Source organism: Acidobacteriota bacterium, assembly GCA_040754075.1.
In the GTDB taxonomy this organism is placed as follows: domain Bacteria; phylum Acidobacteriota; class Blastocatellia; order UBA7656; family UBA7656; genus JBFMDH01.
Window position 1 is genome coordinate 64964 of record JBFMDH010000016.1, and the last position, 17993, is coordinate 82956.

Sequence of the window (17993 nt, forward strand, 5' to 3'; positions counted from 1 at the left end):
ATGCGCGCCGATAGAATCGTATGAGTTAATTGTTTTTCGGTTGAAATACCGGCGATTGATTAGTAGCGGCTTTGCCCTGTAAATCTTCGCCTTTAAGTATGCCGGTCTGATCAAGATAGAAAGAAATTCTGCCGGTTTTGCCATACAACTTTGGCGTCGCAGTAACGGCATACGAAGTTTTATCCTCGCTCATGGTCATTGCAAAGAAATAGCCGCTTGATTCACTGTCTGCCATATCTTCATTCAATGCCTGTAATTTGACCAACTCCGCAAGCGTCGCATAAGTATTATTGAATTTTTGCGCATAGATGATTTCGGAACTATGAATTCTGGAGAGCATCAAAATCGCTTCCTGTTCGTTGACGCTGATGCGACTGTTAAAGAAAAAGTTTTTACCCTGCTGGTTGACCATCGTTAAAGATTCCTGGTCGCCAACCAACCACTCTCCATTGATGCGGATTAAGGTAATTTGCTGAAATTCTTCGATTGCCTCGAACTTTAAAAACACGGTCGCCGTTTCGCCGTTGATCTGTTCGCCTTTTACATCAATTTTGTCGGGAATTTCGGAAAAGGTTCGGGCAAAATCGGGTTCCAACTCTTTCAATTCCGCAGGTGTGAGTCCTTCGATTGCGCCGCGATAAACGGAAACGTGAAATCCTTCAACATATTTTTTATCTTTCAATGCCCGGTAAAATTTAATGACGGTTTCCGAAGGCGATTTTTGCGCGTAGGTGGTAACGCCTAATGTGAGTATCAAGCCAATGAAGATGACCAATTTTTTCATTTAAGAATCCTGTGTATGAATTTGCTTGAGCTATCGGGGCTTGGGGTACGGGGCTGGAAATTAGAGGGAGCGGAAAATTTTCAGGGACGCAGAAAATATACAATGTGAAGGTGGTGTAATCAACAATAATGATGGAAAGGATGTAAGTCAGGGTGAAAGTCTTTAGAGAGGAATTTGCCCGAATGCTTTCGAGAGGATCTCCGGCATTCGGGCTTTTCGGGTAAAACCGATATGAGGGGTTTCTCCTTTTGAGGGAATCATTTCCGATTCGTTAATTAACGCAATTATTTTTTTCGGACTCCCTCATTCAGGTGAAAAAAAATTATAAAATATTTTTGCTTACGGGTTTTCGGGCTTCGCCGATTCCCGACGCCGCTCAATCATCTTTTTCATCCACGCCAAACGTTCCTGTGCCGCCGGGTGCGCTTGAATAACTTTATCAATATTACCCAGGTAAGTTGTAAGTCCCGATAGCTTGCGTAATTCTTCGATGTAATCGCCAATGACTGCCCAGATGGAAATCATTTCGTTGCCGGATTCCAGAAACAAATCGCCGTTTAAGGTTCCGTGAACCACAAATGACGCTGCCATATCCCAATAAGTGGTCACCATACGGAAATGGGCATTGTGCGGATGTTGCGGATTGAACCAGACGGCTCTTACGTCATCGACAGATTGCGGGTTGAATTCAAAAAAATACCAGTTCCGCGCTTTGCGCATTTCATCTTCGCGCCGGAGTTCATATAACTTCAAAATCAATTGAGCGTCTTCGGTGGTTGCCGGTTTCATGGTACTCATCGGTTGGTTCACTCCTTTGTCAGTAGGATACAGGATTCAGGGAAAGAAAGTATGAAGTATGAAGTATGAAGTATGAAGTATGAACGAGGAACAAAATGAGGTTTAAGGTTGTTCTTCGTTCATCGTTCCGCTTTCATCGTTTCTTCCCTGAATCCTACATCCCGAATCCTAATTATTCAATTTCGTACTGGTGCTGACCTGTTGCAGGTCTATACGTTGTTGCAAAGTGTGGGCTTTGAAATGTTCGTCATCGCGTTCGGGGAAATCGCTGCGATAATGTCCGCCACGCGACTCGCGTCTTGAGAGCGCCGCCTGAGCGATGAGTTTAGCGAGGGTGACGAAATTCCATGACCGCGTGTTCATTTGTCGCGAGGCAATCTCTTCGAGGGCATCAAGCGCCGCTTTCAACCCTTGTTCATGGCGAACGATGCCGACTTTATCCCACATGATTTTTTTAACTTCACGTCGTGTGCTATCGCCGATTTGCCAGTCGGTGGTCTCACCGAAATCCCAATCGCGCGGCGCGGCTTCGACAATTTCCGAAGGCGATTCCTGAATCGCTGCAAACCCTGCGCGCGCGCCAAAGACCAGACCTTCCAACAGTGAATTCGATGCCAGACGATTTGCCCCGTGAACCCCTGTGCAGGAAACTTCGCCTGCCGCGTACAGCCCGTCAATGGAGGTGCGTCCGTAAGTATCGGTGCGCACCCCGCCCATCGTGTAATGGGCTGCCGGAGAGACCGGAATCAAATCGCGGGTGATGTCAACGTTGTAAAACAGACAGGTGTCGTAAATTTTCGGAAACCGGTCACGAATGAACTCGCCATCCAGATGGCGCATATCCAGCCAGACATTCAACGCCTCGTCTTTCTGCATCTCAAAATGAATCGAACGGCTGACAATATCGCGCGGCGCAAGTTCGGCGCGTTCATCATAATTTTTCATGAAGCGTTCGCCCCTGGCGTTGAGCAAATGCCCGCCTTCGCCGCGCATGGCTTCCGAAAGTAAAAAGCGCGGCGCATTCGCAACCACCAGCGCCGTCGGGTGAAATTGAATGAATTCCATATCGGCAAGCACGGCGCCAGCGCGATATGCCATTGCCTGACCGTCGCCGGTTGCCACATCCGGGTTCGTCGTATGCAGGTAAAGTTGCCCTGCGCCGCCGGTCGCCAGCACCACCGCGCGGGCATAAAGGGCGCGGACTTTGTTGGTGCGAGGTTCGACATAGGTAACCCCTACACAACGATTGTCTTTAACGATGAGCGATTGGGTGCAGGCGTGCGGCAGGTATTCAATGTTGGTAAAACTTTTTGACCAGGCAACCAGGGCGCGGACGATTTCGCGCCCGGTCGCGTCGCCGCTTGCATGCAGAATGCGCGAACGCGAATGTGCGGCTTCGCGTGTGAACAGCAATTCATCGCCAACCTTATCAAATTTCGCGCCGTGTTCAATCAATTCGGTGATGTAACGTGGACCTTCTTCGACCAGAACATTGACCGCCTCTTCGTCGCAAAGTCCGGCACCGGCTTCGAGGGTGTCCTGAACGTGCAACTCGATTTTGTCGTCGTCGCTTAACACTACCGCGACCCCCCCCTGGGCATATTCGGTGTTTGATTCGCTGACCTTATCTTTAGTTAAAACGGCGACGCGCCCGACTTTGGCTAAAGCGACAGCGGCGCGCAGTCCCGCTACACCGCTGCCGACGATGATGAAATCAATTTTATCGTTCATAGTTATTCGAGATTGTAACAAGGCGAGTTAATGAAGTCACATTTTCCGGTAAAGCGGTGAACAGGTGAAGCGGTGAGAAAACCAGAACTGTAAAAACGCATCCGAGTGTAAGTTATTAACTCCCATTATGGCTGTAAAATTTTTAACCCAAACTTTAAGGCAAACTAAAAAGCCAATCACCTCTTCATCTCTTCGCGTGGCTTTCAATATATTTGCGGGCAAATTCGATTAAATGCGGGCGATTGCGCAGCCCTATTTTGTGGGCTTCTTCGAGCGCCTTTTCAAATGGCAATCCGTCACGCAGGACGCGGCGAATCATCCAGAAGGCGCTGACGCGAACCGCTGCCGTACAATGAATCAATACCTTTTCGTTTTTAATTTCATCCGTGAGTCTTAAAAACGCATCAACATTTTCGTCTTTCGGCGCAAGGTAAACCACCGGGATGTTGATATAGCGAAATCCCAATTCTTTGGCTTTTGCTGCCTCTTTTTCGCTTTGATGTTCGCTCGGCGGGCGCAAATTGATGATGGTTTTGAAGCCCTCTTTTTTCAGGCTTTCGAGTTGTTCGAGGGTCGGTTGTCCGGCTGTGCAAAAAGTTTCATTGATCCGCGTAAAGGTGAAAATCGCATCGACCGTTTTGAGTTTATCGGTCTTTTCCACATAAGCCATTTTGCACAGCGAACAGGTGCCGGCTTCGGTAAAAACTTCGTCATCCTGAGAACAACCGCAAGGCGGACAAACATAAAGTTTTTTTGAGGGTTCCTGAGGATGTATCGCTTCGTTTACGAAAGGTAATTTTGAAGATGCTGATGAAACCATCAACCAGAAAAGCAATAAGCAAATGGATTTTGAAATCGGGGTCATAGCCTTCTCCTTGGCGGTAGAATCAATCGCCAGGCAATTTTATTTCCCGGCGAATTTTTCTGCGTAGCCGCTGGCTTTAAAAAATTGCTCGAAATCTTTGATGAGCAAAATATCTTTGATGGACTGGCGCTTGTTTCTGGCATTTTTATAATACGACTCGCAGATTTTATAGCCCATATAATAGCCCAAATCGGCGGGTCGGTCTTTTGCCGCCGTGCCGTTGTAAAGCCACTTTGAATAAACCTTGCCATTCATCTCTTTTCTGAAATCTTCCCAGAGTTCTTTTTCGCGCGGATTGCCATAACTGTGCAGGTGCGGGTTGATGATTTGTCCGGCAATCAGCTCACCTAAAAAATCCGCCGCGCCTTCGTTGATGGATTGCGCAAGCAAGGTGTCGGCTCGCGGGGTGTCCTGCTGAATGTGAATCAGTTCATGCGCGACAATCGCCGGCAAGGTCGCAATCGGTTTGAGAACCGCTTTCAGCCAATCGTTCAATTCATTTTCGGGCGTCGCTTTGCTGCGGCAATACATTTCCGTGCCGATGAGCAGACCGTTTTTTGAAGTGGTGCCGCCGGTGCTCAATTTGCCAATCATAAAATAGACATCGGGAAAAACGGCATCGGGATAAAGAGCTTTTAATTTCTTAAAACTCCTCCTGATTTGGTCTTTCAGGAAATTGACTTTGAGCGATTCCTGACGAATCGAGGCGTAATACTGCGGATGTTTCTCAATCGTTACCACAAAGTTTTCGATTTTACCGAGGCGCAAGACGATGAAATCTTTTACCCCTTGAGAGCCTCTGTCGTAATACTCGCGCTGGTAAATCGCTTTGCGTTTTTCAAAATCGGGTTCTTTCGCCGCCAGGTCATAAGCGCGCCAGAAATTATCTATATCCGAAGTGATGAATTGCGCTTTATCCGGGTCAAGATTGGGTTTGCTTGCAGGCGCGGGTTCCTGCTCTGAGGCAAAATCCATCGACGCAGAAAAAATAAACCACGCCGTTAGCAAAAAAGCGATTTTGGCAATTCGCATGGTGATACTCCGGGGATTGATTTATTTAGGTTTTTTCTCTATCGGTTTAGCATCCGACTTGACGGGTTCAGGTTTCGCCGGTTCGCCGGTCTTTTTTCGCAAAATATCGGCAATTTCCTTGTGTTTATTGGCATCCGCCCAATCGGCAGCGGTCTTGTTGGAAACATCTTTTACGGTCGCATCCGCGCCGGCTTCCAATAATATTTCAACCACCTCTTTTTGTCCGGTGAGCGCAGCCTGCATCAGTGGCGTGAAATTTCCCGGCGGTTTGGCGTTTACGTCCCCGCCTTTTTCGATGAGGATTTTAACCAGTTCGGTGTTGCCCATTCCTGCGGCAATATGCAGCGGCGTGATGCCGGAATTGGTTTTGGCGTTGACATTGCCGCCGTTTTCAATCGCCTGTTTTGCGCCTTCAACATCGCCGGTTTTAATGGCATTCATCAGCGGCGTGAAACCTTCGACATCTTTAATGTCGGGGTTAGGTTTTGGGGCGCTGTTGGTGTTGGCGGTTTCACTATTTTTCGAGCAGGCAGCAAACGCAAACATGAACGCAATAAGAACCATAAGAATTTTTCGTGGCATTTATCGTTTCCTCAAATAATGAAATTTGAACGATAGTGTATAGCGCAACTGAAACATCCGAGACAAGCGAAAAGACAAACTCATAAGAGGCGATTGTGACCTTCACCTTTGGCATTTACCCTGATGGACGTTGTAAAATGGCGCACTTGAAAAATTCCCCCTGACTCTGACAGCGATGATGTAGAGATTGACTATGAATATTTTAGTTTTGAATTGTGGCAGTTCAACCGTTAAGTTTCAGATTATTCCGACCGACGAAGATGTAATTGCGCGCAATGCCGATCAGCCTTTGGTGCGCGGCACGATTGAACGCATCGGCGGCGAAGCCATTATGGTTTTGCAGGTAGATAATCAAACGCCGATTCGGTTGACCGCGCCTTTGCATAATATAGGCGAAGCCGTCGGCTATATTCTGCGTTGGATTTCTTCACCGGCTTCAGGGGTTGAGGCGATAAATTCCATCGCTGATATTCATGCTGTCGGGCATCGCGTGGTTCACGGCGGCGAACGCTTTCAACAATCCGTCATCATTAATGACGAGGTTTTGCGCAGCATTGAAGATTGCATAGACCTTGCGCCGCTGCATAATCCCGCCAATATCAAAGGCATTCTGGCTGCCCGCGAACAATTCGGCACAGGGGTTCCGCAGGTTGCCGTATTTGACACCGCCTTTCATCAAACCCTGCCGGAACGCGCTTACCTGTACGCCGTGCCGTATCAACTTTATCGACGTTATAAAGTGCGTCGTTACGGCTTTCACGGAACCTCGCATCGCTATGTCGCGCAACGTTACCGGCAAATGCTCGACCTCAAACGCGATGAAACCAACATCATCACTTTGCATTTGGGCAACGGTTGCTCGGCGGCAGCGATTCGCGCCGGCGATTCGATAGATACGTCGATGGGCTTTACGCCGCTTGAAGGGTTAGTGATGGGCACACGTTCGGGCGACATTGACCCTTCGATAGTTGAATTCATCGGCGCGAAAGAAGGGTTGAACGCCCGCGAAGTTGAAAACCTGCTCAATAAACAATCGGGGTTGCTTGGCATTTCGGGACTCACGAACGATATGCGAGAACTTTTGGATGAAGCGCACGAGAACAACGACCGACGGGCGCAACTGGCGATTGATATTTTTACCTATCGGGCGCGCAAATATATCGGCGCATATCTGGCGGCAATGGGTGGCGCGGATGCGGTGGTGTTTACCGGCGGCATCGGCGCAAATTCGGCAGAGGTTCGCGCGCGTATTTGTGAAGGCTTGCACTGGCTTGGGCTTGACCTCGACGATAAGCGGAACATCGAACACATTGGCGGGCGCGAAGGTTTAATCAGTAAAAAGAGTTCAAAGCTGAAAGCCTATGTCATCCCGACCGACGAAGAATTGATGATTGCCCGCGATACCTATCGTTGTGTCAGTAAAGAACGCTCAAGCAAGTAGGATTAATTACAGTGGAAACTAAATTTCTTGAGGTTCAGAGTAACGCATTTATGCGTGAATCGCTCTTCTCTCACGCCTGAAGGCGTTACTCTGAACTCTGAAAAATATCAACTAACTTAGGTTCCAATGTACTAACTTAGTTTCCAAGGTATTGAATGCAAACTGAAAATATTTTGATTTCGTTGAGAGTTGGTTAAAGCGCGCCGTCGGGCGCAAACAGTCTGACAGGAGGATCAAAATTTCGTAAAATCTTTCGCCTCAAAATTGCGCTAAGGCTAATCCACGCCCCGGACCTTCATGGACAACTTGCCAGTTTCGAGCCTGCGCGCGAAGCTCATCTAAACGCCTCTGGCAATCTTCGTCACTCACGTTTGCCCATAAAACCCAAACGCGCTCTCCCAGTGGCGGATTCTGCTCTCTGGTTTTAAGAATAATGTTCTCGACGGGCAGAGGGTCAGGCAAACTCCTGACCTGCCCGACAGCGCATGGTTCGACCCAAATGGTGTTTGCCATCTCAGGTTTGATTAATGGCAAAAGCACGCGGAGATTCTCGCGCGGCTCCTCTCCGATAAATCGAACATATCTATGGACTGAATAAACGGCAATGACCGCAATAGAGGCATAAATGAAAATTTGCGCCGCTCTGTGTTTGTTCCATGAACTATGGAGCAATAACACCCCTTCGAGAGCTAAAACCTGTAAATGCACTTGCGCAAATAGCAATAGCCGTCCGGCACAGATTGGGTAGTTTACCAGTAGGCTTGCGAGGATGATGCCTGATAATAACGCCAGCGCCCCAAGGCTTCTCGACCCCCAGTGAGCATCGTCAGGCGCAGCAGTCTTCCATCGGCTTAAAACCCGATATAAGCCGAGAATTTGCAGCGGCACAATTGCCGCCAATACCAACGGCTGTAAACGACCGCTATGCCAACCCCAAAAGAAATCACCCAACAATCGCAAACTACTGCCGATGCCGTCCCGCAGTTGTGCGTGCAGAATACATTTGTCCCAGTATAAGTAATAAGCGGCGCTGTCTTTGAAATTAAATTGATAATCGGTTATGTAGATACTGATAAAACCGAGCGCGATGAATCCCAAGAAAATAGATACGGCTTTCCCAGACAGTTTCCAGCGCCGTTGACCTGACGGTCGCAGATACCACCCCAAGACGCGAGCCAGTAAAACCAGCGGATAGGTATAAGAAAAAAAGCCAGGGCAGGTCAGTAAAATGAGTTTCGTTTTATTGCTACCCTGCGACAATCCGGATTCATAAAAATGGTCCGAGAGAAGAAATGGAATCAAGGCAACCAGAACATCAAGTGAATACGGTTTGAGTTCAATAGCTTGCTCGAGCCAGAAGAATGAGCCGATTAATAAAGACCCGGCTAGCAGATTAGTTGACCGGAGAGCGCCACAACGTTTCGCCAAAAGCCGCGCCCAAAACATCGTAGCGGTGATAAAGAACAGTGACGGCAGGAGTCGCAGCGCCCATATCCGATAACCGAGCAATTCTCGTAGTCCGGCTATGACGGATAAATAAAGACGTGGAAAATAAAGCCCTTTGGGTAAGCGGGAAAATATGGATTGCAGTGACGGCTCGCGCAACTCAACCGCAATCCAGGCTTCGTCGAGCCAGAAGGACGGAGCCTGCGCAAAACGAATGATGCAGACTAGAATAACCAAAGCCGCTGCAAACCACACAAAAAGACGACTGTAGACCATTCGCCTGGCAGACCATAGATGCGCTTTTTCCAATTAAATAGTTTTCCTTTCAGAGCGTGTTTTGAAATTAACCTGAAGTTGTTGGCTTCAAGCGTTTGAGCATTAAATGAATCATCGCCAAGTAAACATAGGCCTCCGAGCTTTCTGTCCGTGCTTCATAATCTTTGCTCAGACGCCGACAGCGACTGATCCACGCCAGACTGCGTTCCACAACCCAACGACGTGGCAAGACCTCGAAACCAGCAACCTCCTCACGGCGGCGGATAATTTCCAGTACGCACCGCACTTGCTCTTTGACCCATTCGACCAATTGGCCGCCGTAGGCAGAATCCGCCCAGATTAAGCGCAGGCGGGTGAAGCGCTCGCGCACTTTGGCCAACACCAACCTCGCGCCATCACGGTCTTGGATGGCGGCGCTATGCACGACCACCAGCAGCAACAAACCGATGGTGTCGACGAGAATATGGCGTTTGCGCCCGTTGATCTTTTTGCCGCCATCGAAGGTGAGAGGTTGCGCCACTGGCAGCCGGTATGGAGTAAATAGAAAATGGCATTCATCACGTCACGCAAATCCACCTTGCGTTTGCGACCACGAGTCGCAGGAAGTGGTAACATCGGTTTAAGCAGTGGAAACTGCTCATCGGTGAGAGCAGTTCGATACGGTATTTTGTTCATCGCAATAACAGTTTACCTGTCGTTGCTGATTCTCACCCAATTTCAAAACACGCTCTTACTTTAGTTATGCTTACCACAGAGTGAGTTGGAAATGTTTACCGTAATATTCTCAATTCAATAGATATTGAGGCAATCGAGATGCCATAGTTGATGTAGCGGTTTGATAATAAAAACGGATGATTGCATACGCTAAAAATACCTGGATATTTCTAAACAAAGTAATAATTACAATGTTGTAGCGTAAAAATTTCCATGTATTTAAGTTTGTTATTTGACCTCCAATTTCGGAGGCAGGAAAAGAACATGAAAATTTATTGTTATTCCAGCAGTTTGCTTTTATCGCCGGGCATCAAAGCCTGGCGATAAACCCAGAGCGGTGCCTGTCCGATTGAAAGCAAACGGTCATGAAATTCCTGCAATGAATAATCCTGTTTGTGAAAGCGCCGGTAATCTTCGCGCAATTTCAAAATCATGAGTTTTCCAACCGTGTAAACCAGATAAGTCGGGTCAAAAGTTCCGCGCTCGGCTTCAAGGCGCGCAGGCGTTTCACCCATAAAGGCATGCTCCATAAAAAAGCGCGTGCCGTCTTCAATCTTCATACCTTCGGTGTGCAGGCGTATGCCGACCACGAATCGACAAAGCCTCAAAAGGGCATCCGCGAGTTGTCCGAGTTTGATTTTCGGGTCGCCATTGCCGAAACCCTCTTCAAGCATCATCTGTTCGGTATAATGCGCCCAGCCTTCAACAAAACTTGCGGGCGCAAACGCCGCAGTCTTGCGCACTTTCGATTGCACCCGCGAAAGATAAACGCCTTGCAGGTAATGACCGGGATAGGCTTCGTGAATCGACGTTGACCACAACTGCGGGTAGTTGATGGAGCCGAGATATTCTTCCTGCTGTTTTTCCGTCCATTTCGGGTCAACGTCGGTGATGAGGTAACGGGATGTGAGAGCGCGCGCTTCAAAGGCTCCGGGCGTCCACATACTCGCGGTTGACCAGCGCATAAAATCGGGAGTCGCAGACACTACAGGCGGCACAGCTTGCGGTATGGTGACAAGCTGTTTTTCTTCAATGAATTTTTTCAAGGTGTCGAGTTGCTTCTGCGCTTCGTCAACCAAGGTTCCGGCTTTCGGATGTTCTCGCTGAACGTCAGCCCAGACCAGTAGAGGGTCGAGTTTGGGGTTGATTTTGGCGCATACCTGGCGGAACTCATCTTGGGTTTTGCGAAGTTCGCGGTAAGCGATTTTGAGCAAGGTATCAACCGCGATGTCGATGCCTTCTTCGTAACGCAGCTTGGCTTCAAAATTGGCTTTGCCAATCGCAAACGCAACCGTGCTGTCCGCTTTGGTTTTTTCGAGATGTTTGATATAGCGACTAATCGCCTCGCTTGCGGTCTTCGTCGATTTTTTAAATTCGCTTTGTAACTTTGCATCCTTTACCGTAGCGAAGGCTTGCGGCAAATCGTTTTGGATGAAATCGTTGGTGCCTTTGAAATTTTCAATTGCCACTTTTAAAAAGACTGCTGGAATGCCATTGATGTTGGCGCGCGCCGCGTCGATTAATTCAGGAATCAACTTCTCTTTGGCGATGAGGTGACGTAGTCGCGAATCGGCAGGCGCGTATTCATACATGGCGATTTGCAGAAGCGAGTTGGAAATCGTGTCGCAATAAATTGACGGATTGCGTTTAAAGGATTGAATCTGTTCCAACTCCAGAAGCCGGGCTTTCATATTCGAGGCGAGGATTTGATAATCGAAAAGATCGGAACTTGAGAGTTGCAACGGTGGAATTTTGGCAAGCCGTTCCTGAAATTTTTTAATTGCGGAAACCTCGGCATTGATACCTGTATAACTATAATCTTCCAGCCCGCCGTCCCAGGCGTGAATACCACTTGCTGCCGCCAGGGCAGGATGTCGCGAATGCAAATCGCTTAAATACTCATCGACGAATTTTGGGAAATCGGCTGCTGCCATCGCCGTCTTATCTTCGGTCTTTTGTGCGAGTGTAACTGTAGGAGCAAAATTGCCAACCCCTAAGATGATGACAACGAGAATTTCAAAAAGCCTGTAAACACGGGCTTTTTTCTTCATTCTCGCTGAATCAGCGTTTAAGTCAAGACTCTGTTGGTAGATGTTCTTCAGGTTTCGGTTAGTCGTTCGTAAAATCCACGTCGGTTTTTCTATCACCTTAAAATCATATCCTTCGGATTTATATTAAACTGCGTGAGGCATTGGAACAATCAGACGAACTAACGAATCCAGGTTGCGAGTAGCCGAGCGCGCTGAAGAGGCAAAGGAAATCAGGCAACGGATATTTGCTGTAATGCGCAATTGCCAATGCCCCAAAGGGGCAAAGGAAATTAGCCTGTGGCGCAGCCGCTGGCTAATTTCCGCTACGCCTCCGGCGCAGTTCAATGAACGAGCAACCTGGATTGACTAATGTTTCAAACTTCCAATAATTCTTTGGCGCGATGCGTGGCTTTGACGACCGCTTTAATCAAAGTGACGCGCAACCCGCCTTCTTCGAGTTCCAGGATGCCGTCAATCGTACAGCCTGCGGGGGTGGTCACGGTGTCTTTTAATTTTGCCGGATGTTCGGCGGTTTCCAGAACCATCGACCCCGCGCCGACCACGGTTTGCGCCGCAAGCTCTGTCGCGACATCACGCGGCAGACCGACCTTGACACCGGCTTCGGCTAAGGATTCGATGATGATGTAAATGAACGCCGGACCCGATGCTGAAAGCCCGGTTATTGCATCCATATGTTTTTCGTCGGCAACCACGCAACGACCCACCGAAGCGAAGATGAATTTCGCCAGCGCCGTGTGGTCTTTGCTCGTGTGGGTGCCGGGGGCAATACCCGTCATGCCTTTGTTGATTTGCGATGCAGTATTTGGCATCGCGCGAATGACCGGCACATCGGCGGCGATATGCTTTTCAATAAACGCGATGCTCACCGATGCGGCTACCGAAATGAGTAATTGCGAAGGTTTCAGTTTATCGCCAATCTCTGTGAGCACGGTGGGTACGGTCTGCGGTTTGACACTCAGTAAAATGATGTCGGCGTCGCTTACGGCTTCGACATTTGAGAGGGTGCCGCGAATATTGAACCGTTCTTTTAACTGTTCAAGTCGTGGCAGGTGAGCAGCCGTGACGGTAACGTTTGCGACATCAATCACACCGGCTTCAAGCAACCCTTTAATTAAGGTCTCTCCGAGTTTGCCCGCCCCAAGCACTGCCAGCTTTTTCTCTTTTAACATAAATCACACTCCAAAATTGTCCGGGGAATAAACCTGAATCATAGCAAGACGGATGCTGCGGATAAAAGCTATAACCGCAAATCAGGCACATGGCGGGGTGCGATTAAAAGTATGATTTTTTTTTGGAGTGCGGCGACTGGTCGCCGCTTTGGCGTAAGTGCTCTGGCAATAATGGCATCCAATCAGCAGGCATACAGCTAATGAAAAGCGATGACAAGTCATCGCACTCCAAAGCCAATCCCAGTTTTATGCACCACCATCTATTACCGCAAATCAGGCACATGGCTTGCACATCTCGGAACTTCGATTCCGCAAATCTGTAACCCGGGTTTGAGTTGAGGAGAATCCCCCGTTTTTTGGGGAAGATTCACCAATCAACGCCGTTGGAGAGGGAGATGAGCAACGACTCGATTGACCGCAGAGATTTTATCAAGTTGACCACCGCCGCCATGCTGGCGGTTTTTAGTGAAGAGGAATTATTGGCAAGCGGACTCTATCAGACCCCGCAGATAGCGGGCGCGCCGGTAAAAATCGGCGTCATCGGTATCGGGCAATGGGGCAAAGAAGTTTTAGCGACTCTGGCGCGTTTGCCAGCCGCTCAGGTCACGGCGATTTGCGACACTTATGAAGCTTATTTGAAACGTGGACTGGAGATTGCGCCGAAAGCGGGGTCTTTTTCCGATTATCGAAAAGTGCTGGAATCATCGGATGTCGAAGCCGTGGTCATTTGCACCCCTTCACATCAACATAAAGAGATTGCGCTTGCAGCCCTGCAAGCCGGAAAGCACGTCTATTGCGAAGCGCCTCTCGCAAGCACCATCGAAGACGCAAAAGCGATTGCGCTTGTGGCTTCGCAATCCAGCAAACAGATTTTCCAAGCCGGACTGCAAGGGCGCTCGAATGCGCTCTACAACCACGTTTTGCAATTCGTCAAATCGGGGGTGCTCGGAACCCCTGCGCAGGTGGTCGCGCAGTGGAATAAGAAACTCAGTTGGCGACGCGCAGCGCCGACGCCCGAACGCGAACGCGAATTGAACTGGCGACTTTATAAAACGAGTTCGGCGGGACTTGCAGGCGAAATCGGCGTTCATCAACTCGATTTGGTGAACTGGTATTTAAAAGGCTTGCCAACCGCTGTTGGTGGTTTTGGTTCGATTATCAATTGGAAAGATGAACGCGAAACTCCCGATACCGTTCAAGGTTTTCTCGAATATCCCAACAACGTGAAATTGATGTTGACCATGACGCTGGTGAGTTCATTCAGCGAATCCTTCACGCTTTTTCAAGGCAGCAACGCCAGTTTAATGATGCGCGAAAAGCGCGGCTGGATGATGAAAGAAGCCGATTCGCCGCTTCTCGGTTGGGAAGTTTACGCGAAAAAAGAAGAGGTGCATAACGAATCAACCATCTGCATGGTTGCCGATGCGACAAAGTTATTGGAAGCGGGCAAGGAACCCGGTAAAGAAGGCGCGCTCGAACCAACGCAGACGGCGATCTATCGCGCTTTTGAAAATTTCGCGCGCAGCATCAGAGAAAATCAGAAGCTTGCGTGTGGCGCGATGGAGGCTTATCAGGCAACGGTTTTAGCAATCAAAACCAATGAAGCGATTTTGGCGGGGAACCGCCTGGTTTTAGACAAAAGTTTATTTGAACTCAAATAACCTAAGGGAGGGAGATGATGGCAGAGAAGAAGAAAAACTTTGACGATTTAACCCGACGCGATTTTATCAAGGCAACCGGTATCGCATCGGCAACGGTGTTTGCGGGCGCAAATCTCAATGCCAAAGCGAGCACCATCAACGCGCCTGCCAATGCGCGCATTCTTGGCGCAAACGGTCGGATTCGCTATGGCTTCGTCGGACTCGGAGGGATGGGCAGCAGTCATTTATCGATCATAAAAAGTTTAACCGACAAAGAGAATGTCGAAGTCGTTGCGGTGTGTGATGTGTTTGAAAAACGTCGTCGTGATAATCAAGCGAAAGTTAGTCTACCTGATAGTTCGGCTTACACCGATTATCGTCGCTTGCTTGAACGCAAAGACATCGATGTCGTGGTGATTGCCACGCCTGACCACTGGCACGGACAAATCGCTGTCGATGCCTTGGATTCAGGCAAACATATTTATCTGGAAAAACCGATGACGCGGACATTGGATGAAGCCTTCAAAGTTTACGACATGGCAAAGAAGACCAATCGTTTGGTGCAGGTCGGTTCACACGGATGCAGCGACCCGAAATGGCACAAAGCCCGCGAGGTGATTAAATCAGGCAAACTCGGACGGCTGCTCTGGGCGCAGGCAAGCTATTGCCGCAACAATCCGAAAGGCGAGTGGAATTATGCGCTAGACCCGGCGGCGACCGAACAGACGGTGGATTGGAAGATGTGGCTCGGCAAAGCGCCGAAACGCGATTGGAGTCCCGAACGCTATTTTCGCTGGCGCAAATATTGGGATTATGCCAATGGCATTATTGGCGACCTCTGGCCCCATCGCTTGCATCCGTTGATGCTGGCGATGGCGCTCAATGAATTTCCCTCAAGCGTCGCTTGTCTTGGCGGCATTTTGACTGATTGCGACAAAGGCAATGGCGAACCGCGTGATGTCGCTGATACGACCATGATGATGGTGGAATTTCCGAGCGGCGTGATGATTTATGTCGCCGGTTCGACGATTAACGAGCGCGGCGTTGAAGATGTGATTCGCGGGCAAAAAGCCAATCTGCTTTTCGGTGGCGGCAAAGTCGATTTGCAACCTGAACGCCCGTTCGTCGATGAGGTCGAAGCGAAGGACGAAACGCCGCCCGATTCGGGTGAAAGCCATCTCAAACATCAGAAAAATTTCATCGACAGTTTGCGAACCAATACGCCGCCAAGTTGCGACATTGAATTGGCGATTCGTGTGCAAGCGGTGGTTTCGATGGCTGAGATGTCTTATCGCAAAGGCAAGATGTTGCATTTCGACGCCTCGAATCGAAAGATGAGTTGAGAAAAACGGCGAGACGGTTAAACAAATAGTGAAACCGCAGCGGTCGCAGTAGGTAGCGCGGAGGAACGCGGAGGTTGCATTCTATTCTCTACGTTTCGATTAACACTCGTTGACGCATTCAAGAGCGAGTAAGGGCACCGGGAATAAGCTGCGCCCTCTACGTTATCCACTGCGTCCTCTGCGGTTTCATTATTACTCGCAGGAAAAAAGAAATTGCAATAAGCTAAGCGAATGAATCAACTTTCACCTGTCACCCTGTCACTTCGCGCGATGGCGACGCGGTTTGAATTGGTGATGTATGGTGAAAATAAGAATCGTCTGGTTGCCGCCGGAGAAGAGGCTTTAGGCGAAATCGAACGGCTCGAACAGCAATTGAGCTTTTACGAAAACGCCAGCGAAATCAACTATCTCAACCGCAACGCCGCCAATCATTTCGTAAAAATTGAACCGCGTCTGTTTAAACTCCTGAAAGATTGCGCCGCGCTTCATCAAAAAACCGATAACGCATTCGATATAACCATCGCCCCGTTGATGCGCGCCTGGCGATTTATTCGCGAGCAAGGCGGCGTGCCTACTGCTGATGAACTGGAATCGGCGCGACGCCTCACGGGAATGCAGCACCTGGAATTTGATGATGAGACATTCGCCATTCACTTTAAACAGGCAGGCGTGGAAATTGATTTAGGCGGATTCGGCAAAGGTTACGCGGTGCAATGCGCCATTGATTTGCTCAAAGAAAATGGCATTCAAAGCGCGTTATTGCATGGCGGAACCAGTTCGGTGGCGACGATTGGCACGCCGCCTGCTGAAAAATTCTGGCGCATCGAACTCCCTGAACCATTCAAACAGCAAACACCTGTTTACATTCATCTGGCGAATCATTGTCTTTCGGTTTCAGCGATTCACGGCAAATCTTTTGTTGTGGATGGAAAGCGATTCGGGCATCTCATCAACCCCGTTACCGGCGAATCCATTTCCCGGACGCTTGCCGCAGCCGTCGTTGGTCAGGATGCGGCGGTATGCGAAGCCTTAACCAAAGCCTTGATGATTCATTCAAAGAATTGGTTCGCGACATTTGAAGCGCGATTTCCCGATTATCAAGGGTTGGTGGTTGATGAGATTGACGGAATATTCGGGAACCTGAAAAATTAAGCGGTGTTAAAACGGATATGAAAAGCTTGCCGATAATCTTTGCCCTCTGCCTTGCGCTTGCGGCGATACTCAATTGCCAATCAAATCGCAACACCACTTTACCGGCAAGCGCCGCAACGACTGCGACAGATTCATCAACGCCTGCGAACCCTCAGCCGCGCGCCGCAAAAACGCATTCGGGCAAAGTGATTCACCTATTGGTTGCCTTGTGTGACAACGTCAATCAAGGCATTGTGCCGGTGCCTGCGCGTTTGGGAAATGGTGAGGATTTGCAGAATAACCTTTACTGGGGCGCGGCTTTTGGTGTGAAAGCCTTTTTCAAAAATCAAAGTTCTTCGTGGAAACTTATCTCATCTACCTTAAACCCGAATGAAGTTATTTTGGAGCGATGCGTTTTCAAACATAAAACCAGAGAGGTCTATCTCATCGCTGATGCCTATCGCGGCAGCGAGATTAAACAATGCATCGTTGATTTTTTTAATTATGCAGCCGGTGATAAACGCGACACGACCGTTTATCAAGATACGGCAATCAACGTGGGCGGCAACGCCGATTTAATCGCTTATGTCGGGCACGATGGTTTGATGGATTTCAACCTTGAATCTTTTCCGAAAAAACAGAACGACAAACGCCGCGACGCCTTGATGCTTTGTTGTATCAGTAAAAATTATTTCGCTGCGCCGCTTCGGGCATCGGGCGCAAATCCGCTGCTATGGACGACGGGACTGATGGCTCCTGAAAGTTACATTTTGCGCAGCGCAATTGATGGGTGGCTGGCTGAGGAGAGCGGCGAACAGATTCGCGAACGCGCCGCCCAAGCCTACAATCAATATCAACGTTGTGGGTTGAAAGCCGCCAGAAACCTGTTTGCCACCGGTTGGTGATTTTTCACCTTCGGCAACTGATGACTTGCTGATGAACCGCTTTGCCTTTCGCCTTTTCTCTCAGCTATTCTTCACAGCGAATCGT

At 49.0% G+C, this 17993-nt stretch carries 14 protein-coding genes and 1 pseudogene; 5 read left to right on the forward strand and 10 right to left on the reverse strand.

The window, feature by feature from the left end:
- Positions 1 to 25 precede the first annotated feature (25 nt).
- The 6 genes from AB1757_17680 to AB1757_17705 form a co-directional block, all read right to left on the reverse strand.
- Positions 26 to 784, reverse strand: a complete 759-nt coding sequence (locus AB1757_17680) for a hypothetical protein (GenBank protein ID MEW6128873.1) — start codon at positions 782 to 784, stop codon at positions 26 to 28.
- 339 nt (positions 785 to 1123) lie between these two features.
- The gene (locus AB1757_17685; GenBank protein MEW6128874.1) at positions 1124 to 1582 is read right to left on the reverse strand and encodes a hypothetical protein; all 459 of its coding nucleotides are present in this window, start codon (positions 1580 to 1582) and stop codon (positions 1124 to 1126) included.
- 168 nt (positions 1583 to 1750) lie between these two features.
- The gene (nadB, locus tag AB1757_17690) at positions 1751 to 3313 is read right to left on the reverse strand and encodes an L-aspartate oxidase (protein ID MEW6128875.1); all 1563 of its coding nucleotides are present in this window, start codon (positions 3311 to 3313) and stop codon (positions 1751 to 1753) included.
- 184 nt (positions 3314 to 3497) lie between these two features.
- Positions 3498 to 4178, reverse strand: a complete 681-nt coding sequence (locus AB1757_17695) for a protein tyrosine phosphatase family protein (protein MEW6128876.1) — start codon at positions 4176 to 4178, stop codon at positions 3498 to 3500.
- A gap of 39 nt (positions 4179 to 4217) precedes the next feature.
- Positions 4218 to 5210, reverse strand: a complete 993-nt coding sequence (locus AB1757_17700; protein ID MEW6128877.1) for a DUF2268 domain-containing putative Zn-dependent protease — start codon at positions 5208 to 5210, stop codon at positions 4218 to 4220.
- A 21-nt stretch (positions 5211 to 5231) separates the two neighbouring features.
- On the reverse strand, positions 5232 to 5792 hold the full coding sequence (locus AB1757_17705) for an ankyrin repeat domain-containing protein (protein MEW6128878.1): 561 nt from the start codon (positions 5790 to 5792) through the stop codon (positions 5232 to 5234).
- A gap of 193 nt (positions 5793 to 5985) precedes the next feature.
- Here AB1757_17705 and AB1757_17710 point away from each other — a divergent pair, with 193 nt between their 5' ends.
- A complete protein-coding gene (locus AB1757_17710) occupies positions 5986 to 7233 on the forward strand; it encodes an acetate kinase (GenBank protein ID MEW6128879.1) in 1248 nt (415 codons plus the stop codon).
- A gap of 258 nt (positions 7234 to 7491) precedes the next feature.
- Here AB1757_17710 and AB1757_17715 read toward each other — a convergent pair whose 3' ends face one another.
- From AB1757_17715 to proC, 4 genes and pseudogenes are all read right to left on the reverse strand, one after another.
- Complete coding sequence (locus tag AB1757_17715) at positions 7492 to 8988, reverse strand: hypothetical protein (GenBank protein MEW6128880.1); 1497 nt, start codon at positions 8986 to 8988, stop codon at positions 7492 to 7494.
- A 34-nt stretch (positions 8989 to 9022) separates the two neighbouring features.
- Positions 9023 to 9630 (reverse strand): annotated as a pseudogene (locus tag AB1757_17720) (transposase).
- A 317-nt stretch (positions 9631 to 9947) separates the two neighbouring features.
- Complete coding sequence (locus AB1757_17725; protein MEW6128881.1) at positions 9948 to 11720, reverse strand: DUF885 domain-containing protein; 1773 nt, start codon at positions 11718 to 11720, stop codon at positions 9948 to 9950.
- 353 nt (positions 11721 to 12073) lie between these two features.
- Complete coding sequence (gene proC, locus AB1757_17730) at positions 12074 to 12889, reverse strand: pyrroline-5-carboxylate reductase (GenBank protein ID MEW6128882.1); 816 nt, start codon at positions 12887 to 12889, stop codon at positions 12074 to 12076.
- 395 nt (positions 12890 to 13284) lie between these two features.
- Here proC and AB1757_17735 point away from each other — a divergent pair, with 395 nt between their 5' ends.
- From AB1757_17735 to AB1757_17750, 4 genes are all read left to right on the forward strand, one after another.
- Complete coding sequence (locus AB1757_17735) at positions 13285 to 14550, forward strand: Gfo/Idh/MocA family oxidoreductase (protein ID MEW6128883.1); 1266 nt, start codon at positions 13285 to 13287, stop codon at positions 14548 to 14550.
- Positions 14551 to 14564: 14 nt separating this feature from the next.
- A complete protein-coding gene (locus AB1757_17740; GenBank protein MEW6128884.1) occupies positions 14565 to 15872 on the forward strand; it encodes a Gfo/Idh/MocA family oxidoreductase in 1308 nt (435 codons plus the stop codon).
- 231 nt (positions 15873 to 16103) lie between these two features.
- Positions 16104 to 17024, forward strand: a complete 921-nt coding sequence (locus AB1757_17745) for an FAD:protein FMN transferase (GenBank protein MEW6128885.1) — start codon at positions 16104 to 16106, stop codon at positions 17022 to 17024.
- A 17-nt stretch (positions 17025 to 17041) separates the two neighbouring features.
- Positions 17042 to 17908, forward strand: a complete 867-nt coding sequence (locus AB1757_17750) for a hypothetical protein (protein ID MEW6128886.1) — start codon at positions 17042 to 17044, stop codon at positions 17906 to 17908.
- Positions 17909 to 17993 lie beyond the last annotated feature (85 nt).